Here is a 20,766-nt window from a genome sequence, read left to right as displayed (position 1 = left end):
TAGGGAGGAAAAAATGAGACGCATGAAAAAAAGATATATCAGCGCGATAGCAGTGTCGGTACTTTTTCTGTTTCTGCTTGGCGGCTGCGGCAAACAGTTCGTTGTTGACGAAGGGGACGGCGGCAGTACAGAAGATGAGCAGCTGATTGTAGTGGGCGTATCCCAGCTGGGCAGCGAATCCGTTTGGAGAACCGCTAATACCGCATCGATACAGGAAACGTTTACCAGAGAAAACGGTTATCTCCTGATTTTTGATAATGCCAGACAGAAGCAGGAAAATCAGATCAAAGCAATCCGAAGTTTTATATCCCAGCAGGTTGACTATATTGTATTTTCTCCTATCGCCGAAAGCGGATGGGATGTGGTGCTTGAAGAAGCAAAAGAAGCGGGTATCCCGGTAATTCTTATGGACCGGGAAGCGGAGATTGCGGATGAGTCCCTTTATGTAACCCGGGTTGGTTCTGACTTCAGAGCGGAAGGAGAAAATGCGGGACTCTGGCTTGCGGAACATCTGGAGCAACAGGGCCGGGCTGATGAAGAAATCAATATTGTTGTTCTTACAGGAACGGAAGGAGCTACATCCACAATCGGCCGGACTGAGGGATTTGAAGAAATTGCCCGGCAGCACAGCAACTGGAATATTCTGGAGCAGACAGGCGCTGATTATACTACATCAAAGGCGAAGGAAGAGATGCGGAGTATTCTGGAAGAACATGATGACATAGATGTGCTGGTGTCTCAGAATGATGATATGACTTTCGGGGCCCTGGATGTATTTAAAGAGGCCGGTATTACCACCGGAGTAGACGGAGATGTAACGGTTATTTCATTTGACGCGGTAAGGACGGCTCTTGAGCTGGTCCGGTCGGGTGAAATTAATGTGGATATTGAGTGTAATCCGGAGCAGGGACCATATATAGAAAATGTAATCCGGATGCTGGAAAACGGTGAAAATATAGACAAAAACTACTATGTTCCTGAGAAAATATTTACGCAGGAAAATGTAGGGATGTATATAAACGACAGAAGCTATTAAGGGACAGGTGATGAAGGTATGTTAAAGGTATTTCTTGTGGAAGATGAAGCGGTGATCCGCGATGGATTGAGAGATAAAATTCCATGGGAGCAGTACGGCTTCCGTTTTGTCGGAGAAGCGGCAGACGGAGAGATGGCTCTTCCCATGATCCGGAAGACGAGACCCGATGTGCTTATTACAGATATTAAGATGCCCTTTATGGACGGGCTGTCTTTGAGCAAAATTGTAAGCGAGGAGTTCCCGAAAACAAAAATCGTGATAATCAGCGGTTATGATGATTTCGAATACGCCAGAAAGGCAATTGAGGTCGGAGTTGATCAGTATCTTTTAAAGCCGATTACAAGACTGACGTTAAAAAAGACTTTGCTGGAACTGAAGGAAAAAATTGAACAGGATATGGTTCAGAATGACTATCAGGCTCAGTTTCAGAGCGAAATGCATGTATACGAACAATTTTCGCGCCGCCGTTTTATGGAGAGACTGCTTTCGGGAGATATGCCGGTAAATGAGATTTATGAAGAGGCATCCCGTCTGTCTCTTGAGATAACCGCGCCCTGCTATAATCTGCTGTTCTTTTATCTGCAGGAAAAGGGAGGCGTGGTCTCGGAGGAGAGAACGGAAGATTTTATGCGGAAGCAGGATGAAGTATTTCACTTTTTTCTTCGCCATCCTCAGTATATACTTTTCCGCTGGAATGCCAACTGTAATGGCGTGCTTGTAAAAGCGGAAGGAGATCAGATTGAAGAATGGACGAGAAAGGGAGTGGAACATATCCGCAGTGTATGCGATTCAGAAGAAGAACATCTGGACTGGTATGTTGCTATCGGAAGCCCGGTGGAACGTCTGAGCATGCTTCCGTCATGTTATCAGGACGTAAATCACTATCTGGCTTATCGTTTTATGATCCCGAGTCTTCACGTTCTTTCGAAGACTACATTGAGCGATTATCTGACCACCAGAGATGAAAACAGAATTGACGGCGTGGAATCTTCCGCCATGTCTCAGGAAATTATAAGAGATTTTCTGGTAAAAGGGAACAGCAGTGAAATACATGATTTTGTGGAATCCTATCTGGACAGAATAAAAGAACCGTTAAAGTCCAGAATGTTCCGCGCATATGTTGTGCTTAATATCCGGTTTACCATTCTGGCCTATATTGAATCTATCGGTGTTTCGAAAGAAGAATTTATGGAACAGGTCGGCAATCATGACCAGGATATAAATATGGAAGCATCCGAGGTGCCGGAATATTTTCTGGACATGCTCCAGACGGCGATCAATATCCGGGAGAACGAAAGCAGTAATCAGAACAGGAAAATCCTGAGAAAAGCCCTGGAATATATTGACAAGAATTATGATAAAGAATCTATGTCGCTGAATCAGGCGGCAGCCAAATTGTATGTAAGCGCAAATTATCTCAGCACAGTGTTCAGTCAGAACATGAAAAAGACATTTGTGGAATATGTTACCGGGAAGCGGATGGAGAAGGCAAAAAAACTTCTGAAGAATACAACAAAATCTGCCGGAGAGATTGCCCAGGAAGTCGGTTATAAGGATTCACATTATTTTAGTTTTGTGTTCAAAAAGACCCAGGGATGCAGCCCGAGAGAATACCGTTCCGGGAAAAAAGGACAGGCCGACCGGCAGGCGGACGGCCAGTAATGTAATTATGTCTGGAGTTTTTCTGTACTTTGCTTTTCCCTGAGCTCCCACGGAAGCTCAACCGACTGGACTGGAAGTCCTTTCAGTTTTCTGATCATCATCCGTGCGGCTTCTGTTCCGGTCTCATGGAGCCGGTGAGAGAGACTGGTGATTGTAAGCCGTTCGGAACTGCTGAGATATGTATTGTCGAAAGAAGCAACGGACATGTCTTCCGGAAGTTTCTGCCCGGCCAGGCGCAGCTCCTGAATCAGATAATATGCGATCATATCGTTATAACAGATTACGGCTGTACAGTCTCCAAGTGATTCGCGAATAATCCGGCGGAGAAAATCTGTGTTTCTTCTGTTTGCCAGTGCGTCTGCATCCCGGGAAAGGAACCAACCGATGTGCTCATCGGGAACAGACAGTCCACAGTCTCTCATGGCTTCGGTAAATCCCTGGTAACGTTCAATGCCCTGCAGTTCGTCTGCGGGAAATATGCCTCCGATAGCAGTGTGCCCCAGATCGGTCAGATGCCTGACAAGCTGCGAACTTCCGGCGAGATTATCGTCTTTAATATAAGGACAGTCGTTCAGTGCCGCATAGTAACTGTTAAGAAACAGAATCGCGGCGCCTTTTTCCTGGAGTCTGCGGTAGAGGTCTGTGTTCGGATTTGGAAGAGCGCTTCTGCATCCTTCTACGATCAGTCCCCGGACCGGTTTGTTGAGCAGCTCGGTGAGAATCCGCCGTTCTGTACGGGTGCGGCGGCCTGTTACATATATTTTTGAATGAAAGCCGTTTCTTAAAAGTTCGGTTTGTATATCGTTAATCAGACCGGGATAGATATAGTCCTGGTCATCAGAAACCAATATGCCGATGACATTGTTTTCAGGTTCGCTGAGAAGTCCTGTGATAAAGGAGCCGCTTCCCCGCTTTTTAACAATCAGTCCCTCATCCTCCAGAAGAGAGAGGGAGAGACGGACGGTCTGACGGCTTACCCGAAAACGTTCGCACAGTTCCTGCTCTGTGGGAAGCTTTTCTATCCCTTTTTCAATATTCAAGCGGATCATTTCTCTGAGGTGGCCGGCCAGCCATTTATATTTGATTGCCATACACTTCTCTCCTTCAACTGTAATAATTTATTAAAAAAATATACGTAATTTGTAATATTTGCGATACAGAGGACTTATAAAATCAAATTCAGTTAAAAAACCAACTTTTAACAGGGAAATTTTAAATTTTCACAAATACAAAATTTCTTTCCGAAAGCAGTTCATAACCGAAAAACCATAAAAATCAAACAAATTCTTCGAAAATAAAAAAGAAAATCCCCTTTATAAAGTGATTTGTAATTAATTTGTATAATAACATATAAAATTTGTATTGTAAATAACTTACAAACCTATAAATTATGAACCTTTTGTGATTGTCCGGACTGGTATAAAAAGGTTATTATATATAGGTAAAATAGCGTCGGTGTGCAGAGGGGCACGGACAGTCATCGCAGTAAAAATAGCCTGAGATGTAGCTCGGAAAGTTCCACACACGGACGCTTGTGTCGGTTACGGAAAGAGAAAAGTATCCTTCTGAACCGGCTGTACCAAATAAAATGGGAGGAGGAACTATGAATAGCAAGTTCAAAAAACCAATGGCAGCGGTTCTGGCAGGAGCCCTTGTATTTACGATGATGCCCGAGCTGGGACCGGAAACTGCGAAAGCGGCGGAACTGCCGGAAGTAACTGCCCACTATGATATGTCCCATAGCGGCGAAGCGCTTCTGGATGTATCGGGCAACGGCAGAAACGCCAAATTGTATTCCACAGAGGACAGCGACTTTAAGTCCAGCGGGGATACCAATATCCTGCAGTTTACAAAAAGACAGTATGCGGAACTGCCGCAGGGTCTGGTGACAGGTGACGACAACGATTTCACGGTTGAGATTACACTGTCCACAACAACAGGAGCAGCACAGTGGGCCTGGTGCATCGGTCAGGGAATCGGTACCTGGGCGGGCAACGACGTAGGTAATTACGTGTTCGTGAATCCGAAAGGAGCCCCGGGCGACAGAGGAGGCGAAATCCTTGCAGGCATTAAGGTTGGCTCCCCGCAGACGGATGAAGTGAGATTGCCGTCTCCTTCAAAAAATCTGGGCGCTGATTATGCCACTATTACCATGGTAGGAGAAGACAATACGCTTACACTGTATCTGGACGGCGAAGAAGTGGCGTCTGTAGAACACTCCTATTCCATGTCAGATGTTGTGCCTAAGGGAAATGTGCTGGGCTATATCGGAAAATCTCTCTGGGAGCCGGATGCTCTTCTTACAGCTAATGTAGGCGACATCAAATTTTATGATGAAGCGCTGACAGAGGATCAGGTAAAAGAAAGCATGCCTACCGATGCAGAGAAAGATGCAATGTATGCCGCAGAGACAGGAACAGAGGTGCCTGGCGGCGACAGCGGCAGCGAACTGATCGCTTCCTATGATATGTCACATACGGGAAACGTGCTTAAAGATGTATCAGGCAACGGAAACGACGCTGCTCTTTCCGGAGCGGAGGATACAGATTTCCGTTCAAACGGAGAGGGAAAAGTATGGCAGCTGGACGGTGAAAGTTATGCGGCACTTCCGTTTTCTATTGCGGAAGACCTGGGAGACAGCGAAGACTTTACTATACAGGCAACCCTGACCACACAGAAATCAGCGGCACACTGGCTGTTCGCTATCGGTGACGGAATGGGAACCTGGGGAGAGAAAAATGTTGGCGACTACATTTTCGTTAACCCCAGCGCAAGTGAAAAGAGCGGCAACTTCCTGGCAGCAATTAAGACTGGAACGGGAAGTAACTGGAAAGAGACCCGTTTCTCTGATAGCAGCACGGGTATGGGTGATGTAAACGGATATGGAACAGTTACTCTGACCGGAGAGGGAGGTAACTTAAAACTGTATCTGGACGGACAGCTGATCAGCACGGCATCCCAGGATAAAACAATCCAGGATGTGATTCCAACCGGAGAAGACGCTGTTTTCGGCTATATCGGAAAATCCCTTTATGAACCGGACGCGCTTCTGACTGCAAACCTGGCTGACTTTAAGATCTACTCCGGCGCTCTGACAGAGACGGAGATTAAAGAAGGACTTCCGACAGCAGATGAGAAGAGCGATATGCTCATGGCAGACATTCTTGAAACTGTAAAAGGCGAGAACGCGAGCCTGGATGCAGTAACGGATGATCTGAATCTTGCAGACAGCATTGATAACGTAGAAATTACCTGGGGCAGTTGGGATGAAACAGATGTGATCGCTGAAGATGGTACTGTTAATGCACCGGCTGAGGGACAGGTTGATGTAACAATTCCATTCAGCTATGAAATTGACGGTACTTCATATGAGAAAGAAATTGACGTAACGGTTCTTCCGATTGATACTGATGCGGAACTTCAGGAAGCTCTTGCTTCCCTCGATATTCCGAATAAGGACGATGTAAGAGGAAACATCACACTTCCCGAAACAAGCGAAAACGGTATTCCGATCGAGTGGAGTACGAACCATGCCGAAATCGTAAATGTAAATGTGATTCCGGGCGAGGACGGATACGATGACACTCCGGCCGGAACAGTTACCCGCCCGGAAAAAGATACAACTGTTACGATGACTGCGACTTTGACTCTGAACGATAAGACAGTAACAAAAGACATTGAAATCAATGTCAAAGCCGCTCCGGAACCGATTGAAGAATCTGATTACACAGATTACTTCTTCGCATACTTCGCAGGAGAAGGTTACTCAGACGGAGAGCAGATCTACTTCGCATCCAGCCAGGACGGCTTAAACTGGGATGACCTGAATAACAATAAACCGGTCCTTACATCAACCCTTGGCGAAAAGGGTGTGCGTGATCCGTTTATTATCCGTTCTCCGGAAGGAGATAAGTTCTATCTGATTGCTACAGATCTGAAGATCAACGGCGGCAACGGATGGGATGCGGCACAGAATAATGGAAGCCAGTCCCTGATGGTATGGGAGTCCACAGACCTGGTAAACTGGTCTGACCAGAGAATGGTAGAAGTATCAGCAGAGATCGGGGCCGGATGTACATGGGCGCCGGAAGCAACTTACGATCCGACGACAGGTGAGTACGTCGTATACTGGGCGTCAAGAACTCCGGCTGTAGATCAGAAACAGCGTTTGTATTACGCAAAGACAAGAGACTTCTACACATTTACAGAACCGCAGGTTTTCATTGATACAGAGCAGTCCAGCATAGATACAACAATTATCTATGAGGACGGCGTGTATTACAGATACACGAAGAATGAGGGCGGAAGCACAAATGAGTTTGGCGCGCCGAGCAAGACCATTTACGCACAGAAGTCAGACAGGCTTCTCGGAGGAGAATGGGAAAATATTACAACAGCATCTCTGAACAGAGAAGCTCATGTGGAAGGCCCGACGATCTTTAAACTGAACGAAGACGACCAGACAGATACGCAGAAGTACTGCCTGCTGGTAGATAACTTCGGCGGCATCGGATACTATCCGCTTGTAACAGATGATCTTTCTGACGGAGAATTCAGCAGACCGGACACGACATATAAGATGCCTACAAGAGCGCGTCACGGCACACCGATCCGCGTGACAAGCGAAGAGTATCAGGCAATTATGGCAGCATATTCTTCACCGGAAGAAGTAAATGCAGTTACTTATGAAGGCGAGACGCCGGATCTTCCGGATACCGTAACATTTAAAGCAGGAGAAAAAGTAACCGAGAAAGCTGTAACATGGAATCTTGAAGGTGTATCCTTTGCGGGAGATCCGTTTAGTGCTGTGACGGTTACCGGTACGGTAGAAGGCAGCACTATGGAAGCAACCGCAAATGTGCGGATCATTCCGAAGAACATCGAGTACATGATCGACTGCAACAATCCGGAGTCAGCTACATGGGCAGGCGCGAAAGAACTGAACAGCGGACTCCTGAACGGAGAAGCAGCAGATCAGGCAAAGACGGAAGACAATACATGGGGCTATACAAGTACAGTCGGTTCCAGTGATCCGGCGGATATCACAGGATACAGCCAGAATGATATCAACAATCCATATGCCGGCGGCTGGTGGGCACGCGGCGGCAAGGACATTACCTACCAGGTAACACTTCCTGCAGGCGAGCACACAGTGATGCTTGGATGCACCGGCTGGTGGAGCATGGGACGTCAGATGGATGTCTTCTATTCCGTAAACGGCGCAGAAGAGACAAAACTCTGCGACCTGGATGCAGTAAACAGCCAGGCGAGATACGCTTCCGGAACAATCACACTGGATGAGGAGTCCGTTGTTACACTTACGGTAAAGAAAGCTGACAATAACGATCCGATCCTGAGCTGGATCGCGGTAAGCGGAACAGCGGCAGAAGAGCCGGAACCGGAGATTGACACTACAGCGCTTCAGTCAGCAGTTGACAGTGCAAAAGCGCTTGACGCAGGCGACTATACAGAAGGAAGCTACGCAGATGTCAAAGAAGCTCTTGACGCGGCAGAAGCTATGCTTGCTGATCCGACTTCTCAGGAAGAGGTAAACGCGGCAGCGGCAGCGCTTCAGTCAGCTGTAGAGAACCTTGTTTCCATAGCTGAACTGAGAGAGTACTGTGCAGGACATGCGGATTATACAGAGGACGCATACACAGCGGAAAGCTATGCGGCATATGCAGAAGCTTTTGAGGCGGCACAGGCAGTTCTTGGAAAAGCAGATGCTTCTCAGGATGAAGTAGACGCAGCGCTTGCGGCGCTTACAGAAGCAGTAAATGGTCTGGAAGAGAAACCGGATGTGGAAGTTTCCAAAGACGCACTGCAGAACTTGTATGATCAGTACAAAGATACAGAGCAGGGAAGCTACACAGATGAAAGTTATGCAGCATTTACAGAAGCTCTGGAAAACGCGGCGGCAGTTCTCGCAGATGAAAATGCGACACAGGCAGATGTGGATCATGCATTTAACGCACTGAACAGCGCGGCAGAAGCACTGACTGAGAAAACAGAAAATCCGGATGACCAGAATCCGGATAAGCCGAATCCGGATGATCCTTCCGGCGGTGACGTTACACCGGGCGGAGACGACGGACAGACCGGAGATAACGGTAACGGAGCAAATGGGAATAATAATTCCGGCTCTAATACAAAAGATCCTGCACAGGGAGGCAGCGGTTCAGTAAATGCGCCGAAGACCGGCGACAATACAAACCCGGTAATTCCTGCGGCAGCAGCGGTACTTGCCCTTGCAGCAGCGGTAATTGTTATAGAAAGAAAACGCAGAGCATAGAGCAAAGGCAGTGAGGAGAAAGATCGGAACGGATTCTGCCCGCAAAAAGGCGGAATCCGCGGCCGGTCTTGACTCATATCTGGAACATTGCAGTTTTGGAACTGTATTTTTCCCACAGCAGGGTTATCCTTTTTCCTTCTGTGGTGAAAAGATATATAATAATGAAGAAATAGGAAAACAGCAGATATAAACTGCTGGAAAAGAGGAGAATAGTATGAAAAGCAAGAAGACAGCCGCACTGATGCTGAGCGGCGCTATGGTTATAACTATGTGCGCTCCGGCAGCAGTACAGGCAGAAGGGGTGGAAGGAATTAATAACACACTCCTTGCAGAATTCGATTTTAATACACCAGCATCAGACGGTGTTATTACCGGAACGGGAGCAGAAGCCAAGGTTAATGGCAACATTCAGCTCCAGGATAGAATTGACGGTGATACAGCGCTTTATCTTGACGGCAGCAGCGGAACTTATCTGAATGTAACAGCGGAAAACGGTTCCAGCCTGCTGACAGGAAAAGATGAGATTACAATTTCATTTGACACGAAGCGCGCACGCTCAAACACAAGCTGGATTTTTTTCGCGGCGCCGGATGCAAGTGAGCAGACATATAACAGTGAACATTATCTTGCCTGCTATTCCGCAGCAGACCCGGGAATCCGCGTAGAGCGCTACAATAACTCAGGAGAAAGATCCGAGGCAATTATCGGATCAGCAGGAGAAAACTGGGTTCACGTAGATATTCTTGTCTCAGCTGAAAATACACAGCTTTATATCGACGGAAAATCGGTAAGTACGGTTGGAAGTGAATATACACTTTCTGACATCCTCGGAGAAGAAAGCATTTTCTACATCGGAAAAGCGAACTGGACGGCAAGCGGCGAGTATGCAAACTGCTGGGTTGATAACTTCCGCATTTATGACGGCCTGCTTGATGAAAACGAGATTACCGCTCAGTATAATGTATTCGCAGACGAGATGCTCTGGGACGGCGTAAGCCTTCCTAAAGATCCGATCGCGGAAGATCTGGAACTTCCGGAAACAAACGCAGCCGGAGCTGATGTAACATGGACATCAGGCAACAAAGAGATTATCAGCGATAAAGGCGAGCTGATCTCCCAGCCTGAGAACGATACAGAAGTTACAATGACAGCCTCTATCGGAGAACAGAAAAAAGAGTTTACCGTAACAGTCGCAGGTTTAAATTCTCTCCTTCAGGAGGCGGCAGACGCTCTGACAATCGAGAATGCAGATGATGTAAGAGGCAACCTGTCCCTGGTAAAAGAAGGAAAGAACGGTGCAGACATCGACTGGACATCCCACAATACAGACGTTATTACAGACGAGCCGATGAACGAAGACAGCCTTTACGACGGAGGTGAAGTAACCCGTCCGGCAGCAGGAGAGGATGCGGTTGAGGTGAAACTGACTGCGGAGCTTTCTTTGAACGGTCAGACAACAACGAAAGACTTTACCGTAACCGTACAGCCCATGCCGGAAGACCTGGATACAGATTATACGGCAGGCTATCTGTGGACAAACTTCGATGCTTCCGGCGGTTATGAGAAAATTTTCTTCGGATACAGCGAAGACGGACTGACCTGGAGCAAACTGAACAAAGATGAATACGGCAATGCTCAGCCGGTACTGGTAAATGACGCGGAAGGAAGTGACCTTGGAGTCCGCGACCCGCACATTATCCGTTCCGCGGAGGGAGATAAGTACTGGATCCTGGGAACCGACCTTCACGCGGAAGGCGGCGGAGCAGGCGGAAGCGGCTGGGATCAGCTGAACGCCAGCCAGAATATCGTTGTATGGGAATCCAACGATCTGGTGAACTGGAGCGAGCCGAGACTGGTATACTCCGGTTTTGAGAATGCAGGCTGCGTATGGGCTCCGGAAGCTTATTACGACAATACCACAGGAGACTATCTGGTATACTGGTCGGCAAGAGACAAGTCTCTGAGCGGTACAAACGACAACGCGCTTCGCGTATACGTATGCCGCACAAGAGATTTCGTGACATTCTCCGAGCCGAAGGTATGGCTCAGCGAAGATCCGGAAAGCAGTGAGATTAATATCATTGATTCCACGATTGTACAGGGGGACGACGGCAGATACTACCGCTTCTCCACATCCGACTGGAATACAATCGTAGACGTCAGCGATACGCTTGACGCGGACGACGTATTTGACGTAAGAGTGGACGCGGACAAGAGTACGCCGGACGGCAGCTGGACCCGTCTGGTAAAACGTGACGGCCAGGCTGCTGCAGGATTTTCAAGAGGTGAAGGCCTTACCGTATACCAGCTTCCGGACGGAACCTGGTGCGCGATGGCTGATAACAGTGGATACACCGCTTATCTGACGGACGATCTGGCATCCGGTACATTTGAGAAATCAAGCGAGGCGTCTTTCGTAGACGGAAGATTCCGCCACGGTACAGTTATGAGACTGTCAGAGGCAGAGGAAGCGCGCCTCCTTGAGAAATACGGCGAGGATACACCCGATGAGCCGGACGAGCCGGAGGCAGAGGCAGAAGAGCCGGTACTGGAGTATACATTTGAAGAGGTTGCCGACAATGTAATTAAAGATACGGCGACCGGAAACGACACAGCGGATGACGGTACAATGTTCGGAAGCGCAAAAGTTGTATATGATGAAGAACGTGAAAGCAATGTGCTGCAGCTGGACGGCAGTAACGGAGGATATGCTCAGCTCCCGACAGGATTTTTTGACGGCCGGGATACAATGACAATTTCCATGGATGTAAAATCAAATCTGAGCTCCGGAAACTTCTTTACATTTACATATGGAAAAAACAGTACGTCTTATGATTTCCTTCGTGTCAGAGGAACAGAGGTACGGAACGCGATCAGTACTTCCGGATGGCAGAATGAACAGGAGGTAAAAGGAAGCGGAGCTGCTACTGGTACATGGCAGAAGATCGACATTGTAATCGATGGTACAAATATGAAGCTGTATATAGACGGCCTGCTTGTATCTGAGAACGAAAATACAGGTATTACAACATCCAATTTCGGATCAGGCGTGATCTCCTATCTTGGAAAATCATTCTATGATGATCCGTATTTCAACGGAAGTTTTGATAACGTCAAAGTTTACAACCGTGCATTGAGCGAGGAAGAGATCGTAGAAGATGCTCTGGCGGATGAAAATGTAACACTGTTAAAAGATGCTGTGATCGGAACTGTTCCGGAAGATCCGTCCACTACAATGGGTACGGATTATCACACAGCAGTAACATCCAGACTGGATGCCGACAGCAAAGTAATTACTTCTTATATAAGAAAGAACGCGGATCTGACAGCAGTTCCGGTTGAATTCAACGCTCTTGGTTCTTCCACGGAAATCAAGGTAAACGGCGAGACATTTGAGAACGGATCCAACCTGGATCTGAGCAAGGACGCGGAAGTAACGCTGACATTTGGCGACAGGACAGAAACATGGACACTGAAAACACCGGAGATCGCATACAACCCGGTACTTCCGGGACAGTACTCGGATCCGGACATTGATTTTATGGACGGCAAGTACTGGATGTACACAACAACAGACGGATATTCCGGATGGAGCGGAACCGTATTCCACGCATGGTCATCCGAGGATATGAGAAACTGGACAGATGAAGGCGTTATTCTGGATCTGGCTAATGATGATCCGGGACTCAACGACAATGATGTACAGATCGAGGCGTCCGACTGGGCGGTTGGAAGCGCCTGGGCTCCGACCATTGAGGAAAAGGATGGAAAATATTATTTCTATTACTGCGGTAAATTCTCAAATGGTGAATCAGCTATCGGTGTTGCAGTAGCAGATAATCCGGCGGGCCCGTATACCGATAAGGGTGAAGCTCTTATGACAGTTTCCATGTGCCGCGATGCAGGAGTGAACATGGGACAGGCCATCGATCCGTCCATCTTTACAGACGATGACGGCACATCCTATATCCTGTTCGGAAACGGCTCAGCGGCTATCGCAGAGCTTAACGACGATATGATGAGCATCAAGGAGGGAACGATCCGCCAGATCAACGGCGTGACAGACTTCCGTGAGTCGCCGGTCGTAATAAAGAGAGACGGAGTCTACCACTTCACATGGTCCTGCGATGATACAGGAAGCCCGAACTATCATGTAAATTACGGAACAGCTGAGAGCCTGGATGGCAGCAGCGTCAATGTGGATTACAAATATACACTGCTCCAGAAAGACGAAAGCAATGATATGCTGGGAACAGCACATCAGTCTCTCCTGTACTTCCCGGAAACAGATGAGTGCTATATCGCTTATCATAGATTCTATACACCGATCGGCGTTTATACAGATGGTCTCGGCTACCACAGAGAGACATGTATAGATGAAGTGACATTCGGAGACGACGGCCTGATGCAGCCGCTGTCACCCACAATGGAAGGTGTATACAGACCGCTGAATGAAGAACCGGAGCCGATTGATACTGCGGCGCTTCAGTCAGCAGTTGACAGTGCAAAGGCGCTTGACACAAACGACTATACAGAAGGAAGCTACGCAGATGTCAAAGAAGCTCTTGACGCGGCAGAAGCTATGCTTGCTGATCCGACTTCTCAGGAAGAGGTAAACGCGGCAGCGGCAGCGCTTCAGTCAGCTGTACAGAATCTTGTTTCCATTGCTGAACTGAGAGATTACTGTGCGGAACATGCTGAATATACAGAAGATGCATATACAGAAGAAAGCTATGCGGCATACGAGGAAGCTTTCGCGGCAGCCCAGGAAGTTCTTGGAAAAGCAGATGCTTCCCAGGATGAAGTAGACGCGGCGCTTGCGGCGCTTACAGAAGCAGTAAATGGCCTGGAAGAGAAACCGGATGTGGAAGTTTCCAAAGACGCACTGCAGAATTTGTATGATCAGTACAAAGATACAGAGCAGGGAAGTTACACAGATGAAAGTTATGCAGCATTTACAGAAGCTCTGGAAAACGCGGCGGCAGTTCTTGCCGACGAGAATGCGTCCCAGACAGATGTGGATGATGCGTTTAACACACTGAATAGTGCGGCGGAAGCGCTGACTGAGAAAACAGAAGATCCCGGAACGGAAGAACCGGGAACAGAAGATCCCGGAACAGACAAACCGGGAACAGACAGACCGTCAACAGACAAACCGTCATCCGGCAAACCGGAGGCAGAGGGCGGAAAAGATACCGCTTCAGCGGTACAGACCGGTGATACCACCAATCTGCTGGTGCCGGCAATTGTGGCAGTAATTGCTCTGGCAGCAGTAGCAGCGGTGATTATCATAAGAAAAAAAAGAAAGTAACATTTCTTTGAGAGGAGAGGATCAAAAAGCATGAAAAAGAGAATTCTTTCCCTGCTGCTTGCAGGCGGAATGATCTTGACATCGCTTACCTTACCCGGACAGGCGGCTTCCACTGCGGAAGCCGCGGCCGGGGACAGCCTTGTAGCACACTACGGGTTTGACGGCGATTTCAAGGATTCGGTCAATGGCAGTGAGGGAAAAGCAGTCAACAGTAACGCGCCTACGCTTGTTACTGATGACGAACGCGGACAGGTTATGAAGTCCGGCAGCGGCACAGGCCGTATCCAGACAGATAATCCGCTTTACGGCAAGGATCTGTCTGAAAGCGGATTCACCGTAAGCGCGTGGATTGACGCCAATGCGGTAGATCAGTGGCTTGGAGTATGGAGCTTTGCGTCCGGCGCAGGCAATTCAGACGGATTTTATGGATTATCCACCAACGGATCCGTATTTTTTAACGACAATCCGGGAGCAGCAACCTATCAAGATATGACTCAGTTTAGCGGAAACATTACAAAAGACGGTGGCTGGGAGTATATTACGGTTGTTATGGATACCGAGCAGATCCATATGTATAAGGACGGAGCGCTTGTATATGAGCTGACTCCTTCCACACAGGGAGTACATGCAGGAGAGGGAACTCCTTATATGCTTGATTTTATCGAAGGAGCACAGTATATGTGGTTCGGGACTGCCAGCCCCCACTACTGGAACTCGGGAGACTTCTATATGGATGATCTCAAGGTATACAGTAAAGCTCTGAGCACAGATGAAGTGGCTGATGAGTATCTGTCAGACAGCATCGCAGCTAAGGAAGTAATTGAGAAAGATGCGGCAGCGCTTTCCGTACCGGAGTCAACTATGGTTGATCTGCAGCTTCCCGCGACGGGAAACAGCGGATTTACAACCATCGCATGGTCATCCAACAATAAGGATGTAATTGCTGATGACGGTACAGTAACCCGTCCGGAAGATGAAGCAGCAGTAGTAACGCTGACTGCTACAATTACAGCGGGAACGGAATCCAAAGACGTGACATTTACAGTATCTGTTCCGGCTGCAGATCCGTCCGGAGATATTGAGTTCTATAAAGATCAGCTGACTCTGGACGCGGGATTTGTGGGAGAGGATCTCACGCTTCCTACAGCATCAGGGGCTGCAGCGGTTAAATGGACATCCAGCAATGAATCTGTAATCGAAAATGATGGTACAGTACACCGTCCGGATGACAACACAGACGTAACACTTACTGCTACATTAATGCTGGATGGTACAGATAATGTAACGAAAGAATTTAAGGTAACTGTTATTGCCAAAGGCGGCAATGTTGCTACATATGTAAGCAATGATCCGGGACTGAATACAGATGCACTGAGAGGCCAGAAAGGCGGTATGATGATCGCTGCCGAAGATGAAAACGGCACATATAATGTCCTTCATAAAGAACAGCCGATTATGTACACCGCACAGGGCGCGAAAGCTTATGTATCACCCCAGATTTTCCGTAAGGCTGACGGATCATTTGGTATGATTGCAGCCGACGGCGGAAACAATGGCCGGGTATTTCTGTACAATTCAGAAGATCTGATTACGTACACAGGTGAGACAGCTGTTACACTGGACGGCATCAGCAATATTTCCAAACTGCATATCCTTTATAATATGACAGAAGGAAAATATAAACTGTATGTTGAGAATAACGCGGGTACGGTTTATCTGCTGACATCAGAAGATCTGACAGAATTTTCTGCAGCTGAGCGGACAGAGTATGATTTTCCGGCTGTAGAGAACGCGCCGGAATATGCCGCATGGGCATCAGAAATTGCGCTGACCCAGGCAGAATATGACAAGGTAACAAAAAAATTCACCAATCCGTATAACACATCTCTTAATTACAATAAAGTAGAAGAGATTACGGTAGAGCCGGGTACTGATATCGAGGCTGCACTGGACGATGCTGTCGGTGAAGTTACAGCCGGCTATTCAAACGGTGAGGAGAAGACGTACTCCATCCGCTGGAACAGTGATGATCTGGCAAAGGCCGACTCTACAAGAGAAGGTATGGAGTATACCATCAGAGGGACTATCGGAGGTTCTGCATATTTTACAGAGGCTGAAGAGCCGCTGATTGAGGAACGTGCGGATCCGAGCATTACTTATGATGAAGAAAGAGACAGATATTATTTCACGGCTTCTTATCCGGTAAACGGTAAGGACGGAGCAGATGGCTATGACAGACTGGTAATCCGTGTGGCGGATACAATCGAAGGTCTGGCTGATGCCGAAGAACATGTAGTATGGGATGAAAGTGAAGTCGAGGGTTACGGACAGTTTATCTGGGCTCCGGAACTTCACAAGATCGGCGATTACTGGTATTTCATCAGTACGGCGGCTGTAGGTGAAGGCGGATACAGCTTTGACATCCGGCCGTTTATGATGAGATGCAACGATGCTGATAACATTACAGATCCGGATTCCTGGGGAGAGCCGGAGCGTGTAAAACCGGCAGCGGGAGATACATCTTGTCTGCAGGTAATGTCTCTGGATATGACTTACTTTGAAGCAGGCGGAAAATGCTATGTTTCATGGGCGGACAAGACACAGGAAAACCTGAGTAAAGTATTTATCGCAACCGTTGATCCGGAAGATCCGACACAGCTGACCAGCAAGGCGACTGTAATTACAACACCAGAATACAGCTGGGAATGTGTAAATATTGCAGTAAATGAAGGATCGGCGGCATTTGTAAAAGACGGAACCGTTTATCTTGCATTCTCAGCTGCGGCTACCGGCGCGGAATACTGCGTGGGCCTGATGACAGCAGATGCGGATGCGGATCTGACAGATGCATCCAACTGGACAAAGGTACCTTATCCGGTGCTGACCAGCGGCGACTTTAACGACGAGCTCTGCGGACCGGGACACAATTCATTTACAACAGATGAGTATGGCAATCTTGTAATCGTATATCATGCGCGTCCGGCAGAGGAACATGCGGGACACAGCGGCGATCCGCTGTATGACGCATGCCGCCACGCTTATGTAAAACCGGTACTCTTTGATTCTGAGGGAGCTCCGGTACTGAACCTTTCTGATGAAGAGTTTGCTATGGGCGGTTCTGAGATTACAGTAAAGGTGAAAGTAAGCGGCGAGTACACACAGGCAGAGCCGGTACTTGAGTACAATTTTGATGAAGACTTGACACAGGGAACTGCAGCAGATAGCGCAGGTGAAAATGACGCGTACCTGACAGACGGAGCAGCTTATGTGCAGGATGATTCCTACGGACAGGTACTTTACCTGGACGGTGACAGCAGAGACGGAATGGGAGGACATGACAGCTATCTGTCATTCCCAGAAGGTTTCTTCGACGGAAGAGACAATGTGACGATTTCTATGGACGTCAACGAAGTGTCCAGAACAGGCAACTATTTCACATTTGCCATCGGACAGGACAGAGATAAATATCTGTTCCTTAAGATAGATCCGACGAACCTGAAACTTGCCATTACAACAGGAAGCTACAGCACAGAACAGGTTGCTTCCAAGAGCGGAGCTTACCCGAACAACAGCCGTACATGGATGAATATTAAGATTGTCCTTACACCGGATAAAATGTCCCTGTACCGCGACGGAGAGCTGGTTGCTGAAGAAAATGTAACAGTCAGCATGTCTGATCTGGGCAAGAATCTGAAAGCATATCTCGGCAGATCATTCTATGAGCCGGATGACCTGTATTTCCGCGGCTTCTTTGATAATGTAAAGGTTTATGACTTCGCGATGGGAAGCGACGAGGTAGCAAGAGTTTACCAGCAGGAAGAGGCAGACCGCATCGCGATGCTGGAAGACGTACAGCGCGTGGCTGATACCTTTGAGATTCCGAATATGGACAATGTCAAAGGAAATATTACCCTTCCTTCTGAGAAGGACGGAGTAAGTATTGCATGGACATCTTCTGACGATAATATCATTACTTCAACTGAAGTAGACGGCAAACCGGCAGGAGTTGTCACAAGAGGAGAATCCGATCAGAAAGTAACACTGACGGCAGTATTCTCAAAAGACGGACAGGATTCTGTAACAAAGACATATGAAGTAACAGTAAAAGCGAAAGCCCAGGAAGTATCCGAAGACGACTATGTGGGATATCTGTTCGTACACTTTATCGGCAACGAGGCGGCAGCTTCTCATGAGCAGACATACTTCTCCATCAGTGAGGACGGACTGAACTGGTCTGAACTCAACGGGGGCAACGCAGTGCTGACAAGCGATATCGGCGAAAGCGGACTGCGTGACCACTTTATCGCGCGCGCGCCGGAAGGTGACAAATACTATATGATCGCGACAGATCTGAGTATTTATCATAATGCAGGCAACTGGGCAGGCGCAGGCGGAAGCGGAAGCCACGGCATCGTGGTTTGGGAGTCTGATGATCTTGTAAACTGGAGCGAACCGTGGATCGCGGAGATCGCGCCGGAGAATGCGGGATGTACATGGGCTCCGGAATTCATCTATGATGAATCCACAGGCGAATATGTTGTATACTGGTCTGCTACATCCATCGAGCTGGATGAAAACGGCAACGTAGCACAGGAGTATGAGAACCATACGATCTACTATGCGAAGACAAGAGATTTCCGTACATTTACGGACGCTGAGGTTTATCATTCCGGCGGTAAGATGGAAGACGGCACACCGATCAAGGTAATTGATTCTACAATGATCGAGAATGACGGCACATATTACCGTTACACAAAGAACGAGATGAACGGAACTATTATGGTTGACAAGTCAGATGCAATTCTCGGTACATTTACAGAGATTGATTCTGATACACTTTCTTCTGATGTACCTGCCACTGTGGGCGCAGTAGAAGGTCCGATCATCTTCAAGATGAACGAGAAGACGGAAGACGGAAAAGATCAGTGGTGCCTGATGGTTGACCGCTTCGCAAGAGGACAGGGATACTATCCGCTGATTACTACAGACCTTGATTCCGGCGAGTTCACAATGCTCAGTGACGATGAGTTCAGCATGCCGACAGACGTGCACAAGTACCGTCACGGTTATGTAATGCCGGTAACCGCGGCAGAATATGACGCACTGCAGAGAACATACGGCGAAGACAGCTATGTGAGCACTTACAAACTGGAGCAGACCATTGCATCTGCCGAAGAGATTGATATGAACGCGCTGACAGAGGCAAGCAAGGCAGAGCTTCAGGCAGCGATCGAAACTGCAAAGGCAGCGCTTGAAAGTGCGAAATCCACAGAAGAAGCAGATGCAGCTGCAGCAGAGCTTCAGGCAGTAATTGACGGTCTGGAGTACGCCGGAGGCGAGACAGTTACATTGACAGGAATCAGCGTAACACCTCCGACAACAACAACCTACACAGTAGGAGATAAACTGAATCTTGACGGCCTGAAAGTAACAGCATCCTATTCTGATAACAGCACAAAGGATGTAACAGAGGCAGCAAAAGTCGATACATCCGCATGTGATATGGATGCAGCCGGAACCTACACGGTAACTGTAACTTACACAGAAAACGGTGTTACAAAGACAGATGCGTTTGATATCACAGTAAAAGATGCGACTGTAGAACCGGGTGAAGCTGTTCTGACAGGAATCAGCGTAACACCTCCGACAACAACAACCTACACAGTAGGAGATGAACTGAATCTTGACGGCCTGAAAGTAACAGCATCCTATTCTGATAACAGCACAAAAGATGTAACAGAGGCAGCAAAAGTTGATACATCCGCATGTGATATGAAGACAGCCGGAACATATACGGTAACGGTAAGCTACACAGAAAATGATGTTACAAAGGCAGATGCGTTTGAGATTATAGTAAAAGACGCGGCTGTAGAGCCGGGAGACGTTACTCTGACAGGAATTGAAGTAACAGTACCGGACAACACGACGTATACAGTCGGCGATAAGCTTGATTTGACAGGACTGAAGGTTACAGCTTCCTACTCAGACAGCAGTACCAAAGATGTAACGGATTCAGAAAATCTGACAGTAGATACAGCAGAGTGCAATATGGATGCGGCTGGAACATATACAGTAAAAGTATCCTACACAGAAGATGGCATTACCATGTCAGATACGTTCCAGATCAAAGTAAATGTTAAGGATGAGCCGACTCAGCCGACAGATCCTGACGAAGAAGCTCCGGCTCCGTCCGACAGACCTGGAAATCCGGAAAATCCGGGAACATCTGATCCGTCAGCAAACGCAGGCAGCACGGCAGTACAGACAGGTGATACAACAAATGTAATGCCTGTTGCAGCTGCATGTGTACTGGCGCTTGGATGCGGCGCGGCGGTAGTTATTGCAAAGCGCAGAAAGAGATACTAAAAAGTATCGTTTAGAATCATTATAAAAGATTTCAGCGGGCGTACATGGAAGCATTTATGGCTCGGCCATGTACGCCCTTCCCACAAAGAGGAAGCGGTA

At 47.9% G+C, this 20,766-nt stretch carries 6 protein-coding genes; 5 read left to right on the top strand and 1 reads right to left on the bottom strand.

Annotation, left to right across the window (positions count from 1 at the left end):
* Nucleotides 1–22 precede the first annotated feature (22 nt).
* Together AC0QUU_RS12740 and AC0QUU_RS12735 are read left to right on the top strand one after the other, a co-directional pair.
* Nucleotides 23–1,036: an ABC transporter substrate-binding protein gene (locus AC0QUU_RS12740; protein ID WP_474545584.1), complete on the top strand. Its 1,014-nt coding sequence runs from the start codon at nt 23–25 to the stop codon at nt 1,034–1,036.
* A gap of 18 nt (nt 1,037–1,054) precedes the next feature.
* On the top strand, nt 1,055–2,698 hold the full coding sequence (locus AC0QUU_RS12735) for a response regulator (protein ID WP_474543273.1): 1,644 nt from the start codon (nt 1,055–1,057) through the stop codon (nt 2,696–2,698).
* Between the two features lie 5 nt (nt 2,699–2,703).
* Here the strand turns inward: AC0QUU_RS12735 and AC0QUU_RS12730 are convergent, their stop codons facing one another.
* Nucleotides 2,704–3,789, bottom strand: a complete 1,086-nt coding sequence (locus tag AC0QUU_RS12730) for a GntR family transcriptional regulator (protein WP_474543272.1) — start codon at nt 3,787–3,789, stop codon at nt 2,704–2,706.
* A gap of 512 nt (nt 3,790–4,301) precedes the next feature.
* Between AC0QUU_RS12730 and AC0QUU_RS12725 the strand changes: the two genes are divergently transcribed.
* The 3 genes from AC0QUU_RS12725 to AC0QUU_RS12715 all read left to right on the top strand — a co-directional run bounded on the left by AC0QUU_RS12725 (nt 4,302) and on the right by AC0QUU_RS12715 (nt 20,667).
* Nucleotides 4,302–8,990, top strand: coding sequence for an immunoglobulin-like domain-containing protein (locus AC0QUU_RS12725; RefSeq protein ID WP_474543271.1), 4,689 nt, complete (start codon nt 4,302–4,304; stop codon nt 8,988–8,990).
* 214 nt (nt 8,991–9,204) lie between these two features.
* Complete coding sequence (locus AC0QUU_RS12720; protein WP_474543270.1) at nt 9,205–14,301, top strand: family 43 glycosylhydrolase; 5,097 nt, start codon at nt 9,205–9,207, stop codon at nt 14,299–14,301.
* 30 nt (nt 14,302–14,331) lie between these two features.
* Entirely contained in the window at nt 14,332–20,667 is a 6,336-nt protein-coding gene (locus tag AC0QUU_RS12715) for a family 43 glycosylhydrolase (protein ID WP_474543269.1), read from the top strand.
* Nucleotides 20,668–20,766: the final 99 nt, after the last annotated feature.

The organism is Mediterraneibacter sp. HA8405, from assembly GCF_056148955.1.
Note: the sequence above shows the minus strand (reverse complement) of the source record. Positions and strands in the feature narration are given on the sequence as shown.